Origin of the sequence: Mesonia phycicola (assembly GCF_900141885.1) — a bacterium.
Lineage (GTDB): Bacteria > Bacteroidota > Bacteroidia > Flavobacteriales > Flavobacteriaceae > Mesonia > Mesonia phycicola.
The window spans coordinates 184,201-207,659 of record NZ_FQYY01000006.1; the positions used below are offsets into that span (position 1 = coordinate 184,201).

The window sequence follows — 23,459 nt, forward strand, 5'->3', positions numbered from 1 at the left end:
ATTTTTTTTAGATTTAATGTATATATTTATATTTTTTATTTTAAAAATATTTCGTGGTATGAATAAAATTACCTTTTTTGTTTTTTTACTGCTTCCGTTTATTGTTAGTTCTCAAATTTTATCAGAAAATTTTGAAGGAGCGGTAGGAGTTAATGGTCTACCTACTGGGTGGACAGAAACGGGTTTATCTACAGATGGTATTTGGGAAATAGATAACGCAGCAAATGCTTCATCTACATATTTTTCAATTGATCCTCATGGTAATTTTGTTTTTACTAATGATGATTCTTGTAATTGTGATAAATCTGCAGATAGATTAATTACTCCTACATTAGATTTATCTACAATGTCAACTGTAGAGCTAACTTATTCAGTTTTTTTAGAAAACAATTTTGAAGTAGTTAAAATTGAAGTAAGTACAGATGGAGGAAATAATTGGACTAGTGTAGCTACACTAACAGATGTAAATGGTTGGAGAAATGCTGAAAAACTAGATTTATCTGCATATGCAGGTCAAAATAATGTTCTAATTTCTTTTTTATATAATGACCAAGGTTCTTGGGCTTATGGTATAGGTTTAGATGATATTACAGTAGATGAAATACCAACATGCGTTGCACCAAATAATCTACTTGCTAGCAATCTTACAAGTTCTAGCGCAGAATTAAGCTGGAACTCAAATGGGACAGCTACTGCTTGGAATATAGAGGTGGTGACATTAGGCACTACACCATCAGGTACTGCAACAGCATCCAATGTGACGAATCCTTATGTATACAATAATTTAGCTGCAAATACAGGTTATGAGTTTTATGTACAAGCAGATTGCGGAGCAGGAGATGTAAGCACTTGGTCTGGACCATATTATTTTACTACAGAATGTGATATATTTCCATTACCTTTTTTACAAGATTTTAATGCTTCTAATTTTGCTCCAAATTGTTGGGAAGTAGCAAGTGCTGGAGACCCTACATCTGGGCCTTCTAATTTTGGAAGTGGAGATTGGTTACAAGCATATTATTTAAATAACTCTTCAAACTCATTATCTACTAAAGTTAACTTATATTCTGTAGGTACGTCTAGTTGGTTAATATCTCCTAGTATAAATTTATCAGGGGCGTCCTATAATTTAAAATATATGGTTGGGCAAACAGATTATAATGATACTGTAGCTAATGAAAACGGAGGTATGTCTACTACAGATGATGAGGTGCAAGTGTTAATCACTACAGATGGAGGTACAACTTGGCAAAATATAACTACTTATAACTCTACTAATATAGCACCTTTAACAGGTAAACAAGAGTCTTTTGATTTATCTGCTTATTCAGGAATAGTTCAAATAGCTTTTTGGGCATCTGAGGGAGCTAATAACGATGTAGCAGATTACGATTTCTTTATTGATAATGTTGCTGTTAGCCAACAAGAGAATTGTATCAATGTTTCTGGTATTACAATTAATAATGCACTTCCTACGAGTGCAGGTATAACTTGGACAGAAAATGGAGCCGCTGCCGAATGGGAAATTTTATATGGCTTAACAGGTTTTGATCCAATTACTTCAGGAACAAGTATAATAGATAATGATGGTACGTTGGGAGAAACCCTTACGGGATTAACTGATGATGAAGACTACGATGTATATGTTAGATCTATATGTTCAGAATCATCAATTAGTGATTGGGTAGGTCCAGAAACTTTCTCTACCACTGTACTTAGTGTAAATAATCATCTTTTAAATAGTATTTCTATTTATCCTAATCCAACCTCAAATTTCTTAAATATAGAATCATCTGTATTAGTAGATAAAATTTGTATTTATAGCTTACTTGGCAAAAAAATATTAGAAAATCATCCAGAAAAAATGTCTTCTAGTATTAGTTTACAAGGGCTGCAATCAGGTGTTTATTTAGTTGAAATTCAAAAAAATAATCAAACTAAAGTATTTAAAGTGATAAAAGAATAAATTTTTTAATCTAACTATTTTAAAACCTAGCAAATTAGCTAGGTTTTTTTGTTTGCAATAATTTAGTTTTATTTGGCATTTCTTTCTAACAATGAGTATTTTAGAGAGACTTAAACTATATTATGAAAAAACTATACTTTGTTGCCTGTTTGTTTTTGTCTTTTTTCACTAACGCACAAATACAGCTTACAGAAAATTTTGATCAATCTGCTTTTCCTTCTAATTGGACTTATAGTGGCTCTTACGGGGTATCAAGTAATTTTGCTTGTCAAAATAATAGTGCAAGTAGTAACTTAAACTTACAGTCTCAAAATAGTTCAATAACCTCTCCAAACATAGAAAAACTATCTACGGGGACTATTGTAAATATTCAATTTGATTATAAAATATTAGAAAATTCTACGTCAGGTGTAGTAAATACAGCCACTGCTTCAGGTTGGGGAAATATGGAGGTATTGTATAGCTTAGATCAAGGGGTTACTTGGAGTAGTTTACATATTATAGATAATACTAATTATTCAGCTTCTACATCTTGCACCACTGTTTTATTGTCTATACCAAGTACATCTATTCCTATTGGTTCAGATTTTCAATTGCGTTTTGAAACTAATTGGCTTCAAGGTGATTACTTTTTTTATTTAGATAATATAGCTATAGATCAAGTAGTTACTAGTATACCTAATTGTGATGCTAATGTCACTAGTCCATTAAATACAAGTGTAGATATAAGTGTAAATGAAGATATTCAATGGCAACACGCAACAGGTGGTGCAGTAGGTTATAAAATTACAATGGGAGATACTTCTGGAGGCAATAATATAGCTAATAATACAGTAGTTAATGGAGGTATTACTGTGTTTGATCCTGGTACATTAAATGAATTAACAACCTATTATTTTACAATTGTTCCTTATAATAGTTTAGGTGATGCCGTAGGTTGTACCGAATATTCTTTCACCACAGAAGAAGTTTGTGATATACCTTCTAATATTTCATTTACAGGAATAACACCATATGAAGCTAACGTTGTTTGGTTAGAAAATGGAACAGCTACAGAGTGGGAGGTGCTTTATGGAGATGCTGGTTTTGATGTTTCTACCCAAGGCACGGCTGTGATAGATAATGATGGAGTTTCAGACTTGATAATTAATAACTTGCAACCAAATACCTCTTACGATGTTTATGTAAGATCTATTTGTGATGTAAATAATTTTAGTGAGTGGAGTGTAATAGAGAGTTTTTCTACTTTATCTCTACCAACTAATGATGCTTGCTCTAACTCTATAAGTATAGCTAATTTCCCTTATACAACTTCTCAAGATGCCACTTGGGCTACTAATAATGACGGTTTTATTACAGTTTGCCCAGGATTTGGGATGAATGATGGCGTGTGGTATACCTTTGCAGGTACAGGGTATGATATAACAGTAACTGTAGAAGAAACCAGTATTTGGGATTCTGAAATAGCAATTTATAGCGGAGATTGCTCTAATTTAAGTTGTGTAGATTCTCAAGATTTAGCAGCAGATATTCAAGAAATTACATTTACTTCTACCTTAGGTGATATTTATTATGTTAATATAGGTTACTACAGTGGTGCTATAAATAACAGTGAGGGAGTTTTTAATCTATCTGTAGTAGCAGAAGATGCTCCACCTTGTATTTCTCCAAGTAATATTGTATTTAATCAAGTAGATTCTACTAGTATTGAAGTAATTTGGCAAGAAAACAACTCTGCAACAGAGTGGGAGTTAGTTTATGGGTTGCAGGGTTTTGATATTAATGGGGCTAATGCAATTACAATTATAGATAATGATGGAGTGAGTGACGAAATATTAACCAATTTAATTGCTGATGAAGATTATGAAGTTTATATAAAATCTATTTGTGATGATATTACAACAAGCGAATATTTGGGGCCAATTTCATTTAACTCAACTCTAAGTGTAGTGTCTCAAAATTTTGAAACTTTTTCATTTTACCCAAATCCATTTAATTCAGAAATTACTTTAGAGTCACAAAAAAACATTTCAAAAGTAGAAATCTATTCTATTGAAGGAAAAAAAATATTTCAAAAAAATGTAAATACATTATTTAGCAATATAAATTTATCTAACTACGCCAGCGGAATTTATTTAATGAAGGTGTATATAGAAAATAACTCTAACGTATTTAAATTAATAAAAGACTAAAGAATAAAAATATATTAAATAAGACCTAAGGCATTTGCCTTGGGTTTTTTAGTTTATGTATTTTAGCAGAATGAATGTGAAATATTCTTTTATAGTCCCTGTTTTTAACAGACCTCAAGAAATTCAAGAACTTTTAGAAAGTTTCTTGTCTATGAAGGGAGATATCCCTTTTGAAATTGTAATTGTAGAAGATGGGTCTACCATACCTTCAGAAGAAATAATTAAGAGTTTTAATAGTCAACTTAATATTCTTTATCTAAAAAAAACAAATTCAGGCCCAGGAGATTCTAGAAATTACGGAATGCATAGAGCTAATGGAGAGTTTCTTTTAATTTTAGATAGTGATGTGGTAATGCCAGAGCATTATGTCTTGGCGGTAGATGCTTATTTAAAACAAAACCCTGTAGATTGTTTTGGTGGTCCAGATGCGGCAAAAGCAAATTTTTCAGATATACAAAAGGCAATAAATTTTGTAATGACTTCTTTTTTAACCACTGGAGGAATTAGAGGAAAAGAAACATCTGTGAAAGAGTATGAGCCAAGAAGTTTTAATATGGGAATTTCTAAAAAAGCCTTTTTAAAAACAGGTGGTTTTGGTAAAATTCATCCAGGAGAAGATCCAGATTTATCTATTCGTATTAAAAATGAAGGCTTTAAAATAGGATTTATAAAAGAAGCTTACGTATATCATAAAAGAAGAATTAGTTGGGGAAAATTTTATATTCAAGTAAATAAATTTGGAAAAGTAAGACCAATTTTAAACTCTTGGCACCCACAAACTGCTAGTATTGTTTTTTGGTTTCCAAGCGTATTTACTTTAGGTCTTTTTGCTAGCTTACTACTCTTAATAATTGGTTACACGTTTGCTATTAAACTTTATGGTCTATATTTATTACTCATTTTTATTTTATCTTCAGTACAAAACAAAAGTATTAAAATAGGAGTGTTATCTATTAGAGCAACATTAACACAGTTTTTAGGCTACGGTTTTGGGTTTTTAAAATCTACCTACTATATTAGAGTATTAGCAAAACAGCCAACCAAGGTATTCCCTGAACTATTTTTTGATTAATGGAAAATTATATTTATAAATTAAGAAATACCGTCTTTAAAAAAACCAATTTTAAAGCATTTTTCTTCTTCTTGTTTTTTTCTATAGTAATATGGGTTTTGGTTCAATTTGGTAAAAACTATAAACAAGAAGTTGCAATAGAAGTTAATTATATACACATACCTAAAGATAAAATTGTAAAAAAGAAGAATGATAAATTTTCAGTTCGGTTAAATGATAACGGTTTTAATATAGCTTGGTTTAGTTTTTTAACCCCTTCTGTAGAAGTAAGTCTAGAAGATTTAGAAGTAAAAGGCTCTGAGTTAATCTATACCTTACAAGATCATAAAGATACTTTACAAGAACAATTAGATATAGATTTAAATGAAGTAGTTTTTTTAAAAGATACACTGGTAGTTCCATTTTCTCAAAAAAAAGTAAAAAAATTACCTATAAAATCTAATATAAAAATCACTTACGCAGCAGGTTATTCTTCTAATGAAAAAATGGTTTTAAAGCCAGATTCTGTAAAAGTTAGTGGTTCACCAGAAATTATAGATTCTTTAAAATTTGTAGCTACTAAAGAACTAATTTTAAAAGATGTTCAAAAAAAATTAGAAGGGAAGGTAGGTTTAGACACTAAAGGTTTTGATAATGTAACTCTTTATAGCTCTACAACCAATTACTCTATTAAAGTAGAAAAATTTACAGAAGGTAGAGCAGAAGTACCTATAGAAATAATAAATGCACCAAAAAACATTAATCTTAGCATATTTCCTAAAAAGATTGTAGTAATATACGTAGTGAGTTTAAAAAACTATAGTTCTATTGTAAAATCTAACTTTAAGGTAGTTTGTGATTTTAAAGATTTAAAAGAAGATCAAAATTTTCTTATTCCTAAACTCATTAAAAAACCAGATAATATAACATCTACAAGATTAAATATTAATAAAGTACAATTTGTAATTAAAAAATGATGGTAGTAGGTTTAACAGGTGGTATAGGTAGTGGCAAAACTACTATAGCAAAAATGTTTCATGAGTTGGGAGTGCCTATTTATGTAGCAGATAATAGAGCTAAATACCTAATGGAAACTTCTACAGAAATTCATACAAAACTTATTTCTTTATTGGGACCAGAAGCTTTAGATAAAAACGGATTACCAAATAGAAGTTTTATAGCTAGTAAAGTATTTAAAGATAAAGTGTTACTAGAGAAATTGAATGCTATTGTTCATCCAGAAGTAGCTAAAGACTTTCAAACTTGGGTGAAATTGCAAAAATCTGCTTACGTAATTTACGAAGCTGCTATCATTTTTGAAAAAAAATTACAAGATAGATTTAATTTTACCATATTAGTTACGGCTCCTAAAGACATTAAAGTTAAAAGAATACAAGGTAGAGATAATGCTACTTTAGAAGAAATTGAAGCTAGAATGAATAACCAATGGTCTGATAGTGAAAAAATTAAGCTCGCAAACTTCTCTATAGAAAACGTAGATTTAGATCAAACAAAATTAAAAGTATTATCTCTACATAAAATACTTCTGGGGCTTGTAAATACCTGATGTTAACATTTGGTTAAACCGTTTAATCTGTAAATGTTAAAATCTTACTTTTGGCGGTATGAATAAGAAGTTGTTTTTAATTTTAATACTGCTAATGAGCCTATCTTTGATAGGGATCATCTTTGTACAAGGCTATTGGATTAAAAATACAGTAGAAACTAACGAAGAACAATTTTCATTTAATGCAAAGCAAGTTCTTATCAATGTTTCAGAACAGCTAGAAAGAGAAGAAATAGATAAGTATTACGTGCAATACGCTATCTTGGCAGATTCTACAAAGCCAACCAGCTCTAGATTAAGTGAGCTTTTTCAAATAAAGCAAAATGAGCTTACTAATGAGACTTTTTATTATACCAACAGTCTTCTACAAGAAGATTATAAACTAAGTTCTCCGTTTTTAGATGCAGATCAAGACTCTATAGATTTTAAAAAAATGGTTTCTAGCAAAATAACACGTGTGGTTAGAAACGATCAATTAGATGGAAATGAGCTTTCTGCAGAAGAACGTTTTGAAAGAATAACAAGATTAGAAGAGAATGAAAAATATTTGCTTTTAGAAGCAATTAAAGAAAAAGCATCACTTTTACCTATTCACAAACGTGTAGATACAGCACTAGTAAAATCATTAATAGAAGCACAGTTAATAGCTAGAGATATCACATCAGACTTTGAGTTTGCTATTTATAGTAACGATTTAGCTACCAAAGTGATGACAGATAAATTTAAAAAAGACTCTCACGGTACTTACGGAATTCCAATTTTTGAGTCTAACGATACTAATTATGAGTTTTACATCAATTTTCTAGATAAAAAGCAAGAAATATTAAGTTCAATAGCTTTAATGGCTCTGTTAAGTATCGTATTTACTTTAATTATAATTGTTGCTTATTCTAGTGCATTGTCTCAATTAATAAAGCAAAGACAAATTTCTCAAATAAAAACAGATTTTATTAATAATATGACGCACGAGTTTAAAACTCCAATTGCAACTATTAATTTGGCATTAGACTCTGTAAAAAACCCAAAAATAGCAGGTGATCCAGAAAAAGTAGCTCGTTATATGGGAATGATTCGAGAAGAGAATAGACGTATGCACGCACAAGTAGAAAATGTGCTACGCATGTCTAAACTAGAAAGAAACGAATTAAATATCAAGAAAGATAGAATAGACTTGCACGAGTTAATACAAGATGCAATTAGCCATATAGAACTTATTGTAGACGACCGTAACGGGTATGTACAAACACATTTTGGAGCTTTACAATCTTGTATTTTAGCAAGTGATTCTCACTTTACCAATGTAGTAGTAAATATTTTAGATAATGCGGTAAAATATTCTACCGGAAAACCTAAGATTGATGTCTATAGAGAAAATGTAAAAAACTACATTATCTTAAAAATTAGAGATCAAGGTAAAGGGATGAGTAAAGCAGTACATAAAAAAGTATTTGAAAAATTTTATAGAGAACATACAGGCGATGTCCACGATGTAAAAGGTCACGGACTTGGATTAGCCTATGTAAAACAAATTGTAATAGACCATCACGGGCAAGTGACGGTTGAAAGTGAAAAAGGAAAAGGAAGTACCTTTATTATTAAATTGCCACTAATATCTTAAATATATGGAAACTGAAAACAAGAAAATTTTATTAGTAGAAGACGATCCAAACTTCGGAATCGTACTTAAAGATTATTTAGCAATGAATGACTACGATGTGACTCATGCTAAAAACGGAATGGAAGGCTTTGAAAAGTTTAAAAAAGACGATTACGATCTTTGTATTTTAGATGTAATGATGCCTTACAAAGATGGTTTTACTTTAGCCAAAGAAATTAGAGAGAAAAATGAAGATGTACCAATTATTTTCTTAACTGCAAAAGCAATGAAAGAAGATGTACTTAAAGGGTATAAAGTTGGTGCAGATGATTATTTGAACAAACCTTTTGATAGTGAAGTTCTTTTAATGAAAATAAAAGCTATTATGCAGCGTAAAGCTACAGATAGTATATCAGATAGTAAACAATTTGAGTTTCAAATAGGTGGTTTTCACTTAAACTCTAAATTGAGGTTTTTAACTTTTAATGAAGAAGAACCAATAAAACTATCTCCAAAAGAAAATGAATTATTGCGTTTACTGGCATTACATGAAAATGATTTAATGCCTCGTGAGTTAGCATTAACCAAAATTTGGAGAGATGATAACTACTTTACTTCTAGAAGTATGGATGTTTATATCGCCAAATTACGTAAGTATTTAAAGAAAGACGAAAACGTAGAGATTTTAAATATTCACGGTGAAGGGTTTAGACTTGTAATTAAAAATAAAGAAGAAGAAACTAAAGCTTAATATTAGTTATTAGTGATTTCAGTTTCAAAAAACATATCCTGAGGTAAGTTACTTTATCTCAGGAAGTGTTTTTGAATCTATGTAATCTATCATCTCTTCAATAGAAGAGTTATATTCAAACCATTTGGTAGCTTCATCTTTTCTAAACCAAGTAAGTTGTCTTTTTGCAAATCTTCTGGTATTCTTTTTTATTTCAGAAATAGCAAAATCTAAAGACCAATTACCAGCAAAGTATTGAAATAGTTCTTTGTAACCTACAGTATTTAAAGCATTCATTTCTCTCTTAGAATATAGAGATTTTGCTTCTGCTAGTAAGCCATTTTTTACCATTATATCTACACGTTGCTCAATACGTTGGTAAATAAGCTCTCTAGGTGCAGTTAGTCCAATTTTTATAGCCTGAAAATTTCTATTTGTAGAAGAAGAGTTATGTAAAAAGCTAGAATACGGCTGATTACTGCCTATACAAACCTCTAGTGCTCTAATTACTCTGTGCGGATTGTCTAAATCTACTTTTTTAGCATAAACAGGATCTAATTTAACCAATAATTGTTGCAAAGGTTCTAATCCTTTTTTTTGCAAATCGAGATTTAATTGCTCTCTAATAGAAGCATCTATCTCAGGAAATTTATCTAAGCCCTCTAACACTGCTTTTACGTATAAGCCACTACCACCAACCATTAAGGCTTTATTGTTGTTTTGAAATATTTGATCTAGTAAATTCAAAGCTTCTGTTTCAAAATCTCCAACAGAATAATTATCTTCAATAGAAATATGCTGAATAAAGTGATGTTTAGCAGCAGCCAATTCATCTTTATTTGGTACAGCAGTACCTATTTCCATTTCTTTAAAAAATTGCCTAGAGTCTGCAGAAATAATTTCTGTATGATAATGTTGTGCCAATTTTACTCCTACAGAGGTTTTACCAATAGCAGTTGGGCCAACAATAGTAATTAGAGAATTGCTCATTGAAAAAAATTGAATACAAAATTACAATTTTATAATTTTAAAGTAGACTCTCTTACCACCAAGTGTGTTTTTATTTCAATAGTTTTATTAGTTAATTGTGTTTCGTTATCTAATTCTTCAATTAAATATTTAACAGCTGTACCTCCTATTTTTTGACCTGGCTGATCTACCGTAGTAAGTTTGGGAGATATAATAGTAGAATTTAAAGAATTACTAAAACCAAGTACTGCAATATCATCTGGTATTTTAATATTTAGTTTTTTTAATGTTTTAATAACTCCAATAGCACAATCATCTGTAATAGTAAATATAGCATCAGGTCTTTTTTGTAAACTTAATAGTTGGTAAGCTAACCGTTGCCCGTGCTGTAAAGAAATATCTTCGGTACTTAAAATGTATTGTTCATCTACAGGAAGATTGTGTTTTTTTAGTGCTTTTAGGTAGCCTGCAAAACGCATTTCAGAGTTAAAAGTTTTTTCTGTTTCTTTAATAATAGCAATATTTTTTTTACCAGTATGTATCAAATGCTCTACAGCCTCAAAAGCAGCTTGTTCTTCATTAATTATCACGTGGGTACAAGGTATTTTATTAGAAATTTTATCTAATAAAACCAGTGGTATACGTTCTGATGCAGAAATAATACTTTGCACATCTTTAGTTTTTCTTGTAAGAGATAGCAAAAGACCGTCTACCCCAAACTGCATCATCATTTGTATAACTTCATTTTGTTTTTTAGGGGAGTTTTTAGATTCAGACACAATTACTCGGTAACCTTTTTCTTCAGCCTCATTAAGTACTCCTTCAATAATTGTAGAAGTGAAGTAATTAGAAATTTGTGGTACTACTAAACCAATAATATGTGTTTTTTGAGACCTAAAACCCTTTGCAAAAAGATTAGGGTGATAGTTCATTTTTTTAGCGTACTTGCATATAACTTCTTTAGTAGAAGCACTAATATCTGGATGATTATTTAAAGCTCGAGACACCGTTGAAACAGAAAGTTCTAAATCTTCAGCTAATCTTTTTAAGGTAATGGTGGCTCTTTTTTTCATATACAACTATTACGTTTTCGTAAAAATACAAATTTCAAATGTTCCCGGTAACGTTTGCGTGAATATTTTGTATAATTTCATTAAAATTAATGTTAAATAATAATAATTTCACAAAAAAACACATAGTTATAACCTAAATAATTAATAATGAAAACAAAATTACTAACCCTTATTGTATTATTTTGCGGTTTGTTTGTAGTAGGGCAAACTAAGATTTCGGGACAAATTACAGATCCTTCTGGGATGGCAATTCCTGGAGTAAATGTTGTTGTTAAAGGAACCTCTGATGGAGGAATTACAGATTTAGACGGGAACTTTTCTTTTGTAAGTAATCAAGTTGGTGCTCAAAAAATACAAGCATCTTATGTTGGCTTTGAGATGTATGAAGAAACGAAAACGTTTGATGGCTCAGAAATTAAATTAGCTATTCAAATGAAAGCAAGTTCAGAGCAATTAAATGAAGTTGTTTTAACCGCTACTTCTACAAGACGTAGCCAAAAAGAAACACCATTATCTATTACATCATTTGGTCAAAAAGAACTGGCTCAAAAAAATACTGGTAGTCAAGCAGATATTTTAAGAAGTGTACCAGGTATTACTGCAGAAGGTGGTGGTGGTGAAGTAGGTGCCAACGTTTTTGTAAGAGGTTTACCTTCTGGTGGGCAATATCAATTTAACCCTATACAAATTGATGGAATGCCAGTATTAGGTACCTTTGGTTTAAATTCTTCTGCTCATGATGTTTATTTTAGAAACGATTTGGGTATGAGAAGTTTAGAGTTTGTAAGAGGTGGTTCTTCAATTTTATACGGAGTAGGTTCTGTTGCAGGTATTATTAACTACACTAGTGTTACCGGAAGCGCTCAACCTAAAACAACTTTAAGAATAGAAACGGCAACTAACTCTCGTTATAAAGCAGATTTTGTTACTAGCGGACCTTTAGGAGGTGAAGATTCAGATCTTTTTTACTCTTTTTCAGGTTTTTATAGATATGATGAAGGCCCTATTAAAACAGGACTTACTACTCGTGGTTTTCAATTAAGAGGAAATATAAAAAAGAAGTTTGAAAATGGCTCTTTTACCTTGTCTGGTCAAACGATAGACGATAAAGTACAATTCTTTCTTCCATTACCATTAGAGGGGGGTACAAGAGCAAGACCTACAGGTAATGACGGAGAAACTATTTATACTTTACAAACCGCAGCAGCCTCAGATTTTTCTTACCAAACTCCAGATGGAATGTATCACTCACCTATAGATGACGGAGTTAAAACAAAAGGAGGTTATTTTCTAGCAAATTACATTTACAATTTTGAAGATGATTTAAAATTTGATGCAAAATTAAGATATAGTAAATACCAACATGAATTTAATCTGTTTTTAGACGGAAGTGGTTTAGCTGATGCAAACGTGGTAGAAACTCAAGCTGAATATCTTGCAGCAAGAAATTTAAGTAGTGGAGATTTTACATACTTAAATGGAGAGGCTTTAGATAGTGATGCATTATTGTTTGAAAATAGAGTATTAGATCGTGATAGACCTATACAAGAACTAATGGCAGACATTAAACTAGTAAAAAGTTTAAATGCACATACCTTTACGTTAGGTTCTTTTATGACACACTCAGAAGCAGATGATGTTAATTTTATAACTAGCTATTTAAGTGAGTATAGAGATCGTCCAGATTTAATTAATGTTTCGGGTTATACCGTAAATGGTATAACAAATAGAGGGACAAGCTATAGTAATAGAAGTGTAACTAGTAATAAAATTGCTGTTTACTTAGCAGATGAAATTAGATTAGATAAGTGGAATTTTGACGTAGGGCTAAGATACGAAAGAGCTTCTGGAGATATTAAAATTGAAGGAACAAAAAGTTATGTAGTAGATAATACTGGTATAGAGAATATAGACAATGTAATGTGGGGTAACGGCAGCTATACAAGAGGTCATGTAACAGCAGATGGTTTGGCTGTAGCATTAGCTGCACTTTATAAAATAGATGAATCTTACAGTGTGTATGGTAACTTTTCTAAAGGTTATTTCTTCCCAGAACTTAGAAGTATTAGTTTTGATGGTTTTGGAAATCCTGCCTCTTATAAGCCAGAAAATATTTTACAAGGAGAAGCTGGTTTAAAATACGGAAAAGGTAAATTATCTGGTACGGTTGCTTTATACGGAGTAACTTTAAAAGATAGAAGAGCAGTTACCTTTGTAAATACAGATGATGGTGGTGCTACAGAGCAAGTAGATATTCAAGATAGTGAAACTTATGGAGCAGAAGTTACCTGGAACTGGAGATTTGTAAAAGATTTTAGCTTTGGCGGTTCTGTAACTTACCAAGATCACCAATTAACAAAATCTGAAGGTAATCCAGAATTTGTAGGAAACGAGTTAAGACGTCAACCAAAATTACTAGGTACCTTAAACTTAGGCTATAATAACACCAAAGTAGATGCAGCTTTTGGCTATAACTATACAGGAGAGAAGTATAGTAATGATGCTAATACCATTTTATTAGATGCTTTTGGTTTAGCTTCTTTAAATATGGGATACACCTTTAGTATGGGAGAAAACTTAGAGTCTATTCGTTTAGGTGCTCGTGTTTACAACTTATTTAATAGTGAAGGCATTACAGAAGGTTCTCCTAGATTGGCAGATAACCAAACAGAAGAAGCATATTTTGTAGGTCGTCCGGTATTACCAACACGTTTGTTTTTATCGGCAACCATCAATTTTTAAAAAAAATAAAAAATTAATTAATAAAAACATGGTTGTCTTGTAATCAAGGCAACCATATTATTCTTGTTTATGAAAGAGACATTAGTAGAAAAAGCAAAAACAATATTAAAAAACAATAATCAAGGTGGGTTTACCATTCCCTGTGAAGGTTTGTACCCTTTTCAATGGAACTGGGACTCAGGGTTTATAGCTGTAGGTTTAGCTCATATAGATATTGAATTAGCAAAAGAAGAATTACAATCTTTATTAGATGCACAGTGGGAAAACGGTTTTATTCCGCACATCGTTTTTCATAATGATTCTGATAGTTACTTCCCTGGTCCAGATTTCCATCTTTCTAAATTACACAAAGACGCTTCTAAAAAATATAGAACAACAGGGATGACACAACCCCCCGTTTTAGGTTTTGTGCTTCAAGAAATGTATAGAATTGCAGAAGATAAAGAAGCTACTTTAAAGTTTATAGATACTATTATTGATAAAATTTACAAGAAGCACGAGTACCTTTATAATAATCGCGACCCTAAAAATGAAGGTTTAGTTTACATATGGCATAATTGGGAGTCTGGTACAGATAATTCTCCTATTTGGGATGAGGTTTGGGAAACTATGAGTGATATTCCGCAATATACTTTTGAAAGAAAAGACACCACACATATAGATGCATCTCAACGCCCTTCTAATAAAGAATATAATTATTACATACACCTTATAGAAGTAGCAAAAGCTGGTAATTATGAAGAAAGTGTTATTGCAGAAAAATCTCCGTTTTTAATTCAAGACCCTTTATTTAATGCTATGCTATTAGCATCTAATGAAGCATTAATAGATTTGTATAAGCAATTAGGTAGAGAAGAGCGTATCTCTCAGTTGGAAGAATGGACGCTAAAAACTAAGCAAAGTTTAAATGAAAAATTATTTGATGAAGAGTTAGGAGCGTATATGCATTACGATCTTAGAAATGAAAAACGTATTCAAAAAATAACTTCTTCATCTTATGCACCTTTATTTTCAAGTGCTCCTGAAGAAAAACAACTAAAATTAATATTAGAAAGTTACAATCAAAAATTTGCAACCTCAAATTTATATGCGTGTGCTTCTTTTGATCCTACGCACGAAGATTTCAATCCTAAAAAATATTGGCGTGGACCTATTTGGGTAAACTTAAATTGGTTAATTTACAAAGGTTTACTAAAGCATAACCAACCAGAGTTAGCGAACAATATAAAAACAGACACCATAGAATTAATAGAGAAATTCGGGTTTTATGAGTATTTTAATCCGCACAGAGAAATTTCTACAGAAAATGAAAGCAATGGTTGTGGAGGAGTTAATTTTTCTTGGTCTGCAGCTTTAATATTAGATATCTTGAAAGCCTAAACCTATGAATTATTTAGATTACATAATTATAGCAGTTTATTTATTAGGCTTTTTAGGGATAGGCTATTTCTTCAAAGAAAATAAAAATTCAAGTGATTATTTTTTAGGAGGAAGGTCTATTGGTTGGTTCCCGTTAAGTTTATCTACAATGGCAACGCAACTTTCAGCAATCAGCTTTATTTCTGCTCCTGCTTTTGTAGGCTTAAAAGAGGGTGGAGGTTTGCAATGGCTTACTTATGAGCTTGCAGTACCTTTAGCAATGGCATTTTTGTTAGTAACCATTATCCCTACTTTATATAAATCAGGAATTATTAGTGTCTATGAATTTTTAGAAAAAAGATTTGATGCCTCTTCTAGGCTGTTAATAGCATTTGTTTTTCAAATAAGCAGGTCTGTAGCAACTGGAGTAATGGTGTATACTATGGCTTTAATTTTACAAGCTACCACTGGAATAGAATTTTGGATATCTGTTATTTTAATAGGCATTATCACTATGATTTACTCTTTTCAAGGAGGGATGAAAGCCGTTATTTGGGGAGATGTAATTCAAATGTGTATTCTTTTTTTCGGTATTGTTATCTGCTTGGCTTACGGTTTAAGTGAACTAGGTGGAGTTTCTAATTTTTTAACCGAAGTAGATGCAGATCGTTTAGTGGCTATAGATTTTACAAAATGGGGATTTAATAATGCAGATGGTAACGATGAGTTTGGTTTTTGGCCAATGATAATAGGTGGTTTCTTTTTATATGCTTCTTATTATGGTACAGATCAAACACAATCTCAACGTTTACTTTCTTCTAAAGATATGCCTACTATTAAAAGATTATTATTGGCTAATGGTATATTTCGTTTTCCTATAACACTTACCTATTGTTTTATGGGGCTTGTTTTAGGTACATTATTAATGCAAGATGTTGGTTTTCAAAATTTACTAGAATCTACTTACCAAGAAAATATAGGGAATCTAGCAGGTAAAAAAGCAGACTTAATGGTGCCTATTTTTATCATTAAATACTTACCTAATGGTATTATTGGTATTTTAATAGTAGCAATTATGTCTGCCGCTATGTCTTCTTTAAGTTCTACTGTAAATTCTTTATCTGCAGTCACTTTAGAAGATTTTGTAAAACGTTTTAAACCAAATGTTACAGATAACGAGTATGTAAAATATTCTAGATTTATCTCTCTATTTTGGGGATTAGTTTGTTTAGGTTTTGCATTTTTTGCAGGTAGTATAGAAGGGACTGTGATAGAAGTAATTAATAAAATTAGTTCTGTTTTTTACGGACCAATATTAGCAGCTTTTATCTTAGCTATAGCTTCTAAAAAAGTGCAAGCAATGGGAGCAAACATAGGTATTGTTGCCGGTGTAGGTCTTAATATTTATTTATGGCTTGCTGTGCCAGAAGTATTTTGGTTCTGGTGGAATGCTATTGGTTGCTTAACTACCATTATAGTTGCTATAGTAATTAGTAGTTTTATAAGAAATAAGAAAAGCAAAACCATAGAAGTGGTTTGGTATAAAAATGCAAAATCTGCAGTGATAACTTTATTGATTTACTTTTTAGTTATTGTAGTTTTAGCTTGGTCACTTTCAAAAATATTAAGTTAAATGAAGTTTGTAATTGCGCCAGATAAATTTAAAGGGTCATTAACCGGATTTGAATTTTGTACCGCAGTAGAAAAGGGATTATTAAAAGTATTCCCTAATGCAGAGATAATTCATCTACCCTTAGCAGATGGTGGTGATGGTACTTTAGATATTGCACAGCACCACCTAAAAGGAAGTAAAACAGATTGTTTAGTAAAAGATCCTTTTTTTAGAGAAATACAAGCTTCTTATGTTTTTTCAGAAGAAACAGAAACGGCTTATATAGAAATGGCAGAAGCTTCTGGATTAAAACGTATTGCTGAAAATGAAAAAAATGTAATGCAAGCAACCACCTATGGTACGGGAGAATTAATTCTGAATGCTATAGAAAAAGGAGCTAAGCATATATTGTTGGGTATAGGAGGAAGCGCTACTAACGACTGTGGTATGGGAATGGCAGCTGCATTAGGCTATTCATTTTTAGATGCAAGTGGTCAAAAGTTAAAACCAATTGGGGCTAATTTGTCACAAGTAGAAACAATAGATATTTCTAACGTGCACGAAAAGTTGAAAAATATAAAATTCTCTATAGCTTGTGATGTACAAAATCCGTTATACGGAAATGAGGGAGCTGCTTTTGTGTATGCAGAACAAAAAGGAGCAAGCGTAGAAGATATTTTACAATTAGATAAAGGCTTGCAACATTTTGCAAGCATATTACAACAGCAGTTTGGAGTAGATTGCCAGCAAATTAATGGTGCAGGAGCAGCAGGAGGTATTGGTGCAGGAAGCGTGGTGTTTTTAAATGGTAATTTAGTTTCTGGTATAGAGCTTATTAAAAATATAAGCAATTTTGATGAGGTTATACAAGATGCAGATTGGTTAATTACTGGAGAAGGTAAACTTGATGAGCAAACTTTTTACGGAAAAACCATACAAGGTGTTATTAATTCTGCAGAGCAATACAACATACCGGTAGCTGCTTTTTGTGGAGCAATTTCTCTAAGTATAGAACAACAACAGAAAATGGGATTAACGTATTGCACTTCAATTTTAAAATCTATTTCTACCTTAAATGAAGCTATAGAAGCATCAGAAAAAAACTTAATCTTTTCAGCATATAATCTAGCGCAGCTTATTTATTTAAAAAAATAAAGGTATTGCAAGATATTTTATACTTATAAGCTACATAAAACTTATCAAAAAAAATACGAAAGCTAGTTGGTGTAAAGTAAAAACCTCTTTCATATTTTAACTATTAAAGAGGTTTTTATAAAAATTGTTTATTTTTCTCGATTTAAAGGGTATCCGCAATTGTGGCAAAAATCTGCGCCGTCTAAATGTTTAGACTCATTACAGTGATAACAAGATTGTGTATTGGTTCTTAAATTATTATCTGCACTTTTATCTTTTTTAGAGTATTCTGCACTTACAATACCAGTAGGTACAGCAATTACCCCATAACCTAATATCATAATAAGTGAAGCTAAAAATTGCCCAAGTGGCGTTACAGGGTGTATATCTCCAAATCCTACTGTAGTTAAGGTAACAATACACCAATATAAACTTACAGGTATATTAGTAAAACCACTTTCTTCTCCCTCAATCATATACATAGCAGTCCCAAAAATTAGGCATAAAATGATTACAGCAAATAAAAAGACCAATATTTTGGCTTTACTTTCTCTTAGTGCTTTCATTAATTTATCACCTTCTCCTATATATCTACTTACTTTTAAAATTCTAAAAACTCTTAATAATCGTAATGCTCTTACAGTAATTAATGCACTACCACCACCAGGAAAAAGTAAAGAAACATAAAGTGGTATGGTAGAAAAGAAATCTATTAGTCCGTAAAAACTGAAAATGTATTTTTTTGGTTTTTCTATAGAAATAATTCTAGCAATGTATTCAATAGAAAATAATACGGTAATAATCCATTCTGCATAATACAGAAAATTATAAACCCAAGCATCTAAGCCTTTTACACTTTCAAGCATTACAAATACAATACTTAAGAGAATAAGAATAAGTAAAACAACATCAAAGGTTTTACCTGCAGGAGTATCTGCTTCATAAATTACTTCGTGAAGTTGTTCTCGCCAAGAACTATTTTTAGGAGTATTTTTCAATAAAAATAAATTTTAAATTTTCTTTTTTTCTGAAATTCTTTTCAGAAGTTTTATAGTTAATTTTTATATCCATTTTAATGGATGCTGAATTACATTAAGCAAGTCAACTTCGAAAATATTATAAATAACCGACAAATAAAATTTTAAAATAATTTAAAACTCTACAATTTTTAATGGTTTTTTTCGGCGTAAATAACTCTGTATAATGTGTTGACTATCTCTGTTGTTTTGCATAGGAGTAATAATATTTTTAACTGTTTCTATATGATTCACTTGAAAATTTAGATTGTAATAACCTATACCTTTAAATTTACCATCTTCAATTAAAATAACACTTTTCTCATCTACCTCCCGACCTCTATCTATTACTAACATATTCTTATTTTCATAAGAGTATTTGTTAATTACTTGCTGTGCTCGTTTATTATAATCTTCAGCAGATTCTTCGGTTACACAAGCTCCATAACATTCTTTAATAGAATAGTTAAAACAACTACCAGAGGTTTTGTGCAATCCTGTATGTTTTTGACATAATTTAAACTCTTCTACAATTTTTTCTAAAATGCTTTTAGCTTGATTAAGATTGGTAAAAGTGGTGATGTTTTCTTTTTCAGGGTCTGCTTTACCTATTTTAAACTGTACATAATTGTTTTTATCTTTATCAGTATAAAGTGCGTGACTAAAAATATCTTTTATTAATGCACGGTTGTATTTAGGTTTATTTTTTTTAATCTCTTCATTTTCTTTTAAAAGAGCCAATAATTCGTTTCCTGTACTTTCAAAAGTAACTACAGAAACTTCTTGCTGAATTTTTTTAGATTTATGAGAGCTATTGGTAAAATGTTGGTTAACGCGTTTTTTTATGTTTTTACTTTTACCAATGTAAATAATGTTTCCTGCTTGGTTATACATATAATATACGCCAACTATAGCAGGTAGCTCATCAATTATATGAATAAGTTTACTCTCCATTTGTAGTTTAGGGTTACTACTTATAGAGTGTTTTATAATTTCTTTGCTAGAATCTTTTTGCAGTAATAATTTAAATAGTTTTACAGTGGCAATGGCATCACCACTAGCACGATGCCTATCTGTAATAGGTATACCTAGGTTTTTAACCAATTTGCCTAGACTGTATGAAGGCATATTGGGAATTAGCTTTTTAGAAAGTTCTACTGTACAAAGAGATTTTCTTTGAAACTCGTAACCTAATCTTCTAAACTCTAAGCGTAGTATACGATAATCAAATTTTGCATTGTGAGCTACAAGTGTACAATCTGAAGTAATTTCTACAATGCGTTTTGCTACCTCAAAAAACTTGGGAGCATTTCTCAACATTTCATTATTAATACCAGTTAACCCTACTACAAAAGGTTGTATTGGGATTTCTGGATTTACTAAACTAATAAATTGATCTACTACTTCATGGCCATCAAATTTGTAGATGGCAATTTCTGTAATGCCTTCTTCATTATATTTTCCGCCGGTGGTTTCTATATCTAGTATTGCGTACAAAAAAGTCTAATTATAATTTCGAGCTCCAAAAATAGAGCTTCCTATTCTTACCATATTACTTCCGTGAGTAATGGCTAGTTGATAATCTCCACTCATTCCCATAGATAAAATTTTAATATCTGGATTAGTAGAGGCTACTTGATCAAATTTCTTTTTTAAGAAACTAAATTCTTTTTCTATTTGGGCAGTATCTTCTGTTAAAGTAGACATTCCCATAAGACCAACAATTTTTACATTGCTCATATTTTGATAGGCTTCAGAAGCTAAAATATTATCTACTTCTTCTGCATTCATACCAAATTTACTATCTTCTTCAGCAATTTTAACTTGTAATAAACAATTTATTACACGGTTATGTTCTAACGCACGTTTATTTATTTCTTTTAGTAGTTTTAATTTATCTACAGCGTGAATTAAGCTTACATAAGAAGCCATGTATTTCACTTTATTGCTTTGTACGTGACCAATCATATGCCACTCAATATCTTTAGGGAGCGCTTCATGCTTATCGGTCATTTCTTGAATTTTATTTTCTCCAAAAATACGCTGCCCAGCTTTATAAGCTTCTAAAAGATCTTCGTTAGGTTTTGTTTTTGAAACCGCTACAAGGGTTACTTCTGCCGGAATTTCTTCTCGATATTTAGTTATATTTTCTTGTATGCTAGCCATGGTTTAAATTTTATTTCCAAATTATATACTTCTGTAATTTTATTTTTACAGATGATAAAATTGTAAATGCTTATAAAGTAAAGTGTTTTATTAATGAAGCTCATAAATAGTAACCCCACTTCTTAGCTTAGGTTGAATATACGTTGTTTTTGGAGGCATAGTAAGTGCTTCGTCAGAAATTTGTTTCATTTCTTGAATATTTACTGGTAACATACCAAAACCAATTTTGTAAGCTCCTTCATCAATTTTACCTTTTACGTAAGCCATTCCGTTAATACCGTGAGAGTAATCAATACGTTTATCGTTACGTAAATCTACAATACCTAAAATAGGTTTTAAAATAGTATCATATAAAATTTTAGCATCTAAAGAAGAAAGAGCATCTGTAAATTGATATGCTGTTTTTCTTAACTGAAGAGAGTAAAACTCACCTTCTAAATACATGCTAAATTGGTGTTTCTTTTTAGGTCTGTAATATTCTAACCCTCTATTTTCTATTCTGAAATAAGCATCTAACTGAATTAAAAATTCTTCTTTAGATAAACCGTTTAAGTCTTTAATTAACCTATTAAACTCGTGAATACGTAAATCTTTTTCAGGAATTATATAAGTCATAAAAAAATTATATGCTTCTTCTCCTGTATGTTGTTCATTTTTAGATTTAAGCTCTTCTCCTAGTAAATACGAAGAAGCAGAACGGTGGTGACCATCTGCAATATACAAACAGTTCATCTTTTTAAATTCTTCTTGTATGGTTTTTAGTACATTTTCATCTTCTAAAATCCATAAATAATGCGTATCTCTATAGGTAGTAGTAAACTCAAACTCTGCTCTTGTTTTGGTTACTTCTGTAAGAATTTTTGCTAAAGTATTATTTTCTGGGTGTGTTAGTAAAACAGGCTCTGCATTAAAACCCACCGTATTTAAATAGTCTTTAAAGGTTTCTTCTCTAAAAGAGATAGTATCTTCATGACGTTTAATAAGATTGTTTTTATAGTCTTCTACACTAGCAGCTGCTATAAAACCTGTAAATTGCTCTCCCTCACGATTAATTATTCTATACACATAGTAACAAGGCTTTTTATCTTGAATAAAAATATCATCTTCTTTAAATTCTTGGTAGCGGTTTCTTACTAGTTGAAAACGCTCTGGACCAGAAATTTCTTTATGATATTTGTAACCAGGGTTTACAATATGCAAAAAGGAAAACGGATTGTTGTCTAGCCTTGCTTCCCTTTCAGACTGGGTATAACTTTGGTAAGAGCGTGAAGCAATTAAACTTACTTTATCTCTAGTGGGTCTTACCGCTTGAAAAGGAAGTATTTTAGGCATCTAATTAATTATATTTTAAATTGAGCAGCAACATTTTCTGCTTTTCTACTTTCAGAATAATCGTAAAAACCTTCTCCAGATTTTACTCCTAATTTTCCTGCTCTAACCATATTAACTAATAAAGGGCAAGGCGCGTATTTTGGATTTTTAAATCCGTCGTACATTACTTCTAGTATAGAGTGGCAAACATCTAAGCCAATAAAATCTGCTAATTGTAAAGGTCCCATTGGGTGTGCCATTCCTAATTTCATTACGGTATCAATTTCTTGTACCCCAGCAACACCATTGTAAAGAGTTTCTATGGCTTCATTAATCATTGGCATTAAAATACGGTTGGCTACAAAACCAGGATAATCGTTTACCTCTGTAGGAACTTTGTTTAATTTCTTAGAAAGCTCCATAATGGTATTAGTTACTTCATCTGAAGTATTATAACCTCTAATAATTTCTACCAATTTCATGATAGGTACTGGGTTCATAAAATGCATACCTATTACCATTTCTGGTCTATTGGTTACTGCGGCTATTTTGGTAATAGAGATAGAACTAGTGTTAGATGCAAGAATAGTATCTTCTGGGCAAGCTTTATCTAAAGTTCTAAAAATGTCTAGTTTTATTTTTTCATTTTCTGTAGCAGCCTCTACTACTAAACCAGCATATTCTACACCTTCTTCAATAGAAGTATAAGTGGTAATGTTATCTAGGGTTTGTTTTTTGTCTTCTTCAGAAATTTTTTCTTTAGCTACCATTCTATCTAAATTTTTAGTGATAGTAGCAATACCTTTAGCAAGGCTTTCTTTAGAAATATCAATAAGTTTTACTTTAAAACCAAACTGAGCAAAAGTATGTGCTATACCATTACCCATAGTTCCGGCTCCAATAACTGCTATATTTTTCATTTTGATGTGATTTTTTAATTCTTTTTATTAGACTTAGTGATAACGAGGTAAAGT

18 protein-coding genes are annotated in these 23,459 nt (G+C 31.0%); 11 read left to right on the top strand and 7 right to left on the bottom strand.

What is annotated here, in order from left to right; translation table 11 throughout:
* The first annotated feature begins 58 nt into the window (after positions 1-58).
* From BUC03_RS10480 to BUC03_RS10510, 7 genes are all read left to right on the top strand, one after another.
* Positions 59-1,966, top strand: coding sequence for a T9SS type A sorting domain-containing protein (locus tag BUC03_RS10480; protein WP_159432714.1), 1,908 nt, complete (start codon positions 59-61; stop codon positions 1,964-1,966).
* A 122-nt stretch (positions 1,967-2,088) separates the two neighbouring features.
* Entirely contained in the window at positions 2,089-4,158 is a 2,070-nt protein-coding gene (locus BUC03_RS10485) for a fibronectin type III domain-containing protein (protein ID WP_084112905.1), read from the top strand.
* Between the two features lie 70 nt (positions 4,159-4,228).
* Positions 4,229-5,230, top strand: a complete 1,002-nt coding sequence (locus BUC03_RS10490) for a glycosyltransferase family 2 protein (RefSeq protein ID WP_073151485.1) — start codon at positions 4,229-4,231, stop codon at positions 5,228-5,230.
* Positions 5,230-6,186, top strand: a complete 957-nt coding sequence (locus BUC03_RS10495) for a YbbR-like domain-containing protein (RefSeq protein ID WP_073151488.1) — start codon at positions 5,230-5,232, stop codon at positions 6,184-6,186. The genes BUC03_RS10490 and BUC03_RS10495 overlap by 1 nt, the downstream gene beginning before the upstream one ends.
* Positions 6,183-6,776 carry a dephospho-CoA kinase gene (gene coaE, locus BUC03_RS10500; RefSeq protein WP_073151491.1) on the top strand — a complete coding sequence of 198 codons (594 nt, stop codon included), beginning with the start codon at positions 6,183-6,185 and terminating at the stop codon, positions 6,774-6,776. The genes BUC03_RS10495 and coaE overlap by 4 nt, the downstream gene beginning before the upstream one ends.
* A 58-nt stretch (positions 6,777-6,834) precedes the next feature.
* Positions 6,835-8,394, top strand: a complete 1,560-nt coding sequence (locus BUC03_RS10505; protein WP_073151494.1) for a sensor histidine kinase — start codon at positions 6,835-6,837, stop codon at positions 8,392-8,394.
* Between the two features lie 4 nt (positions 8,395-8,398).
* Positions 8,399-9,124 carry a response regulator transcription factor gene (locus tag BUC03_RS10510; RefSeq protein WP_073151498.1) on the top strand — a complete coding sequence of 242 codons (726 nt, stop codon included), beginning with the start codon at positions 8,399-8,401 and terminating at the stop codon, positions 9,122-9,124.
* A 48-nt stretch (positions 9,125-9,172) separates the two neighbouring features.
* On the opposite strand, the gene miaA is transcribed toward BUC03_RS10510, so the two are convergent.
* Both miaA and BUC03_RS10520 read right to left on the bottom strand, forming a co-directional pair.
* A complete protein-coding gene (miaA, locus tag BUC03_RS10515; protein WP_073151505.1) occupies positions 9,173-10,093 on the bottom strand; it encodes a tRNA (adenosine(37)-N6)-dimethylallyltransferase MiaA in 921 nt (306 codons plus the stop codon).
* 29 nt (positions 10,094-10,122) lie between these two features.
* Positions 10,123-11,145 carry a LacI family DNA-binding transcriptional regulator gene (locus BUC03_RS10520; RefSeq protein ID WP_073151545.1) on the bottom strand — a complete coding sequence of 341 codons (1,023 nt, stop codon included), beginning with the start codon at positions 11,143-11,145 and terminating at the stop codon, positions 10,123-10,125.
* Between the two features lie 147 nt (positions 11,146-11,292).
* Here BUC03_RS10520 and BUC03_RS10525 point away from each other — a divergent pair, with 147 nt between their 5' ends.
* From BUC03_RS10525 to BUC03_RS10540, 4 genes are all read left to right on the top strand, one after another.
* Positions 11,293-13,887, top strand: a complete 2,595-nt coding sequence (locus BUC03_RS10525) for a TonB-dependent receptor (protein WP_073151547.1) — start codon at positions 11,293-11,295, stop codon at positions 13,885-13,887.
* A gap of 69 nt (positions 13,888-13,956) precedes the next feature.
* The gene (locus BUC03_RS10530) at positions 13,957-15,267 is read left to right on the top strand and encodes an amylo-alpha-1,6-glucosidase (protein ID WP_073151549.1); all 1,311 of its coding nucleotides are present in this window, start codon (positions 13,957-13,959) and stop codon (positions 15,265-15,267) included.
* Positions 15,268-15,271: 4 nt separating this feature from the next.
* Entirely contained in the window at positions 15,272-16,879 is a 1,608-nt protein-coding gene (locus tag BUC03_RS10535; protein ID WP_073151553.1) for a sodium:solute symporter family protein, read from the top strand.
* Complete coding sequence (locus tag BUC03_RS10540) at positions 16,880-18,013, top strand: glycerate kinase (protein ID WP_073151555.1); 1,134 nt, start codon at positions 16,880-16,882, stop codon at positions 18,011-18,013.
* Positions 18,014-18,141: 128 nt separating this feature from the next.
* On the opposite strand, the gene BUC03_RS10545 is transcribed toward BUC03_RS10540, so the two are convergent.
* The 5 genes from BUC03_RS10545 to BUC03_RS10565 all read right to left on the bottom strand — a co-directional run bounded on the left by BUC03_RS10545 (position 18,142) and on the right by BUC03_RS10565 (position 23,405).
* Positions 18,142-18,990 (bottom strand): ion transporter, encoded by an 849-nt coding sequence (locus tag BUC03_RS10545; RefSeq protein ID WP_073151557.1) that lies wholly within the window; start codon positions 18,988-18,990, stop codon positions 18,142-18,144.
* Positions 18,991-19,143: 153 nt separating this feature from the next.
* A complete protein-coding gene (locus tag BUC03_RS10550; RefSeq protein WP_073151558.1) occupies positions 19,144-20,505 on the bottom strand; it encodes an exonuclease domain-containing protein in 1,362 nt (453 codons plus the stop codon).
* A 6-nt stretch (positions 20,506-20,511) separates the two neighbouring features.
* A complete protein-coding gene (locus BUC03_RS10555) occupies positions 20,512-21,174 on the bottom strand; it encodes a YggS family pyridoxal phosphate-dependent enzyme (RefSeq protein ID WP_073151560.1) in 663 nt (220 codons plus the stop codon).
* Positions 21,175-21,264: 90 nt separating this feature from the next.
* Positions 21,265-22,506 (bottom strand): DUF1015 domain-containing protein, encoded by a 1,242-nt coding sequence (locus BUC03_RS10560; RefSeq protein WP_073151563.1) that lies wholly within the window; start codon positions 22,504-22,506, stop codon positions 21,265-21,267.
* An 8-nt stretch (positions 22,507-22,514) separates the two neighbouring features.
* Complete coding sequence (locus BUC03_RS10565) at positions 22,515-23,405, bottom strand: 3-hydroxyacyl-CoA dehydrogenase family protein (RefSeq protein ID WP_073151566.1); 891 nt, start codon at positions 23,403-23,405, stop codon at positions 22,515-22,517.
* Positions 23,406-23,459 lie beyond the last annotated feature (54 nt).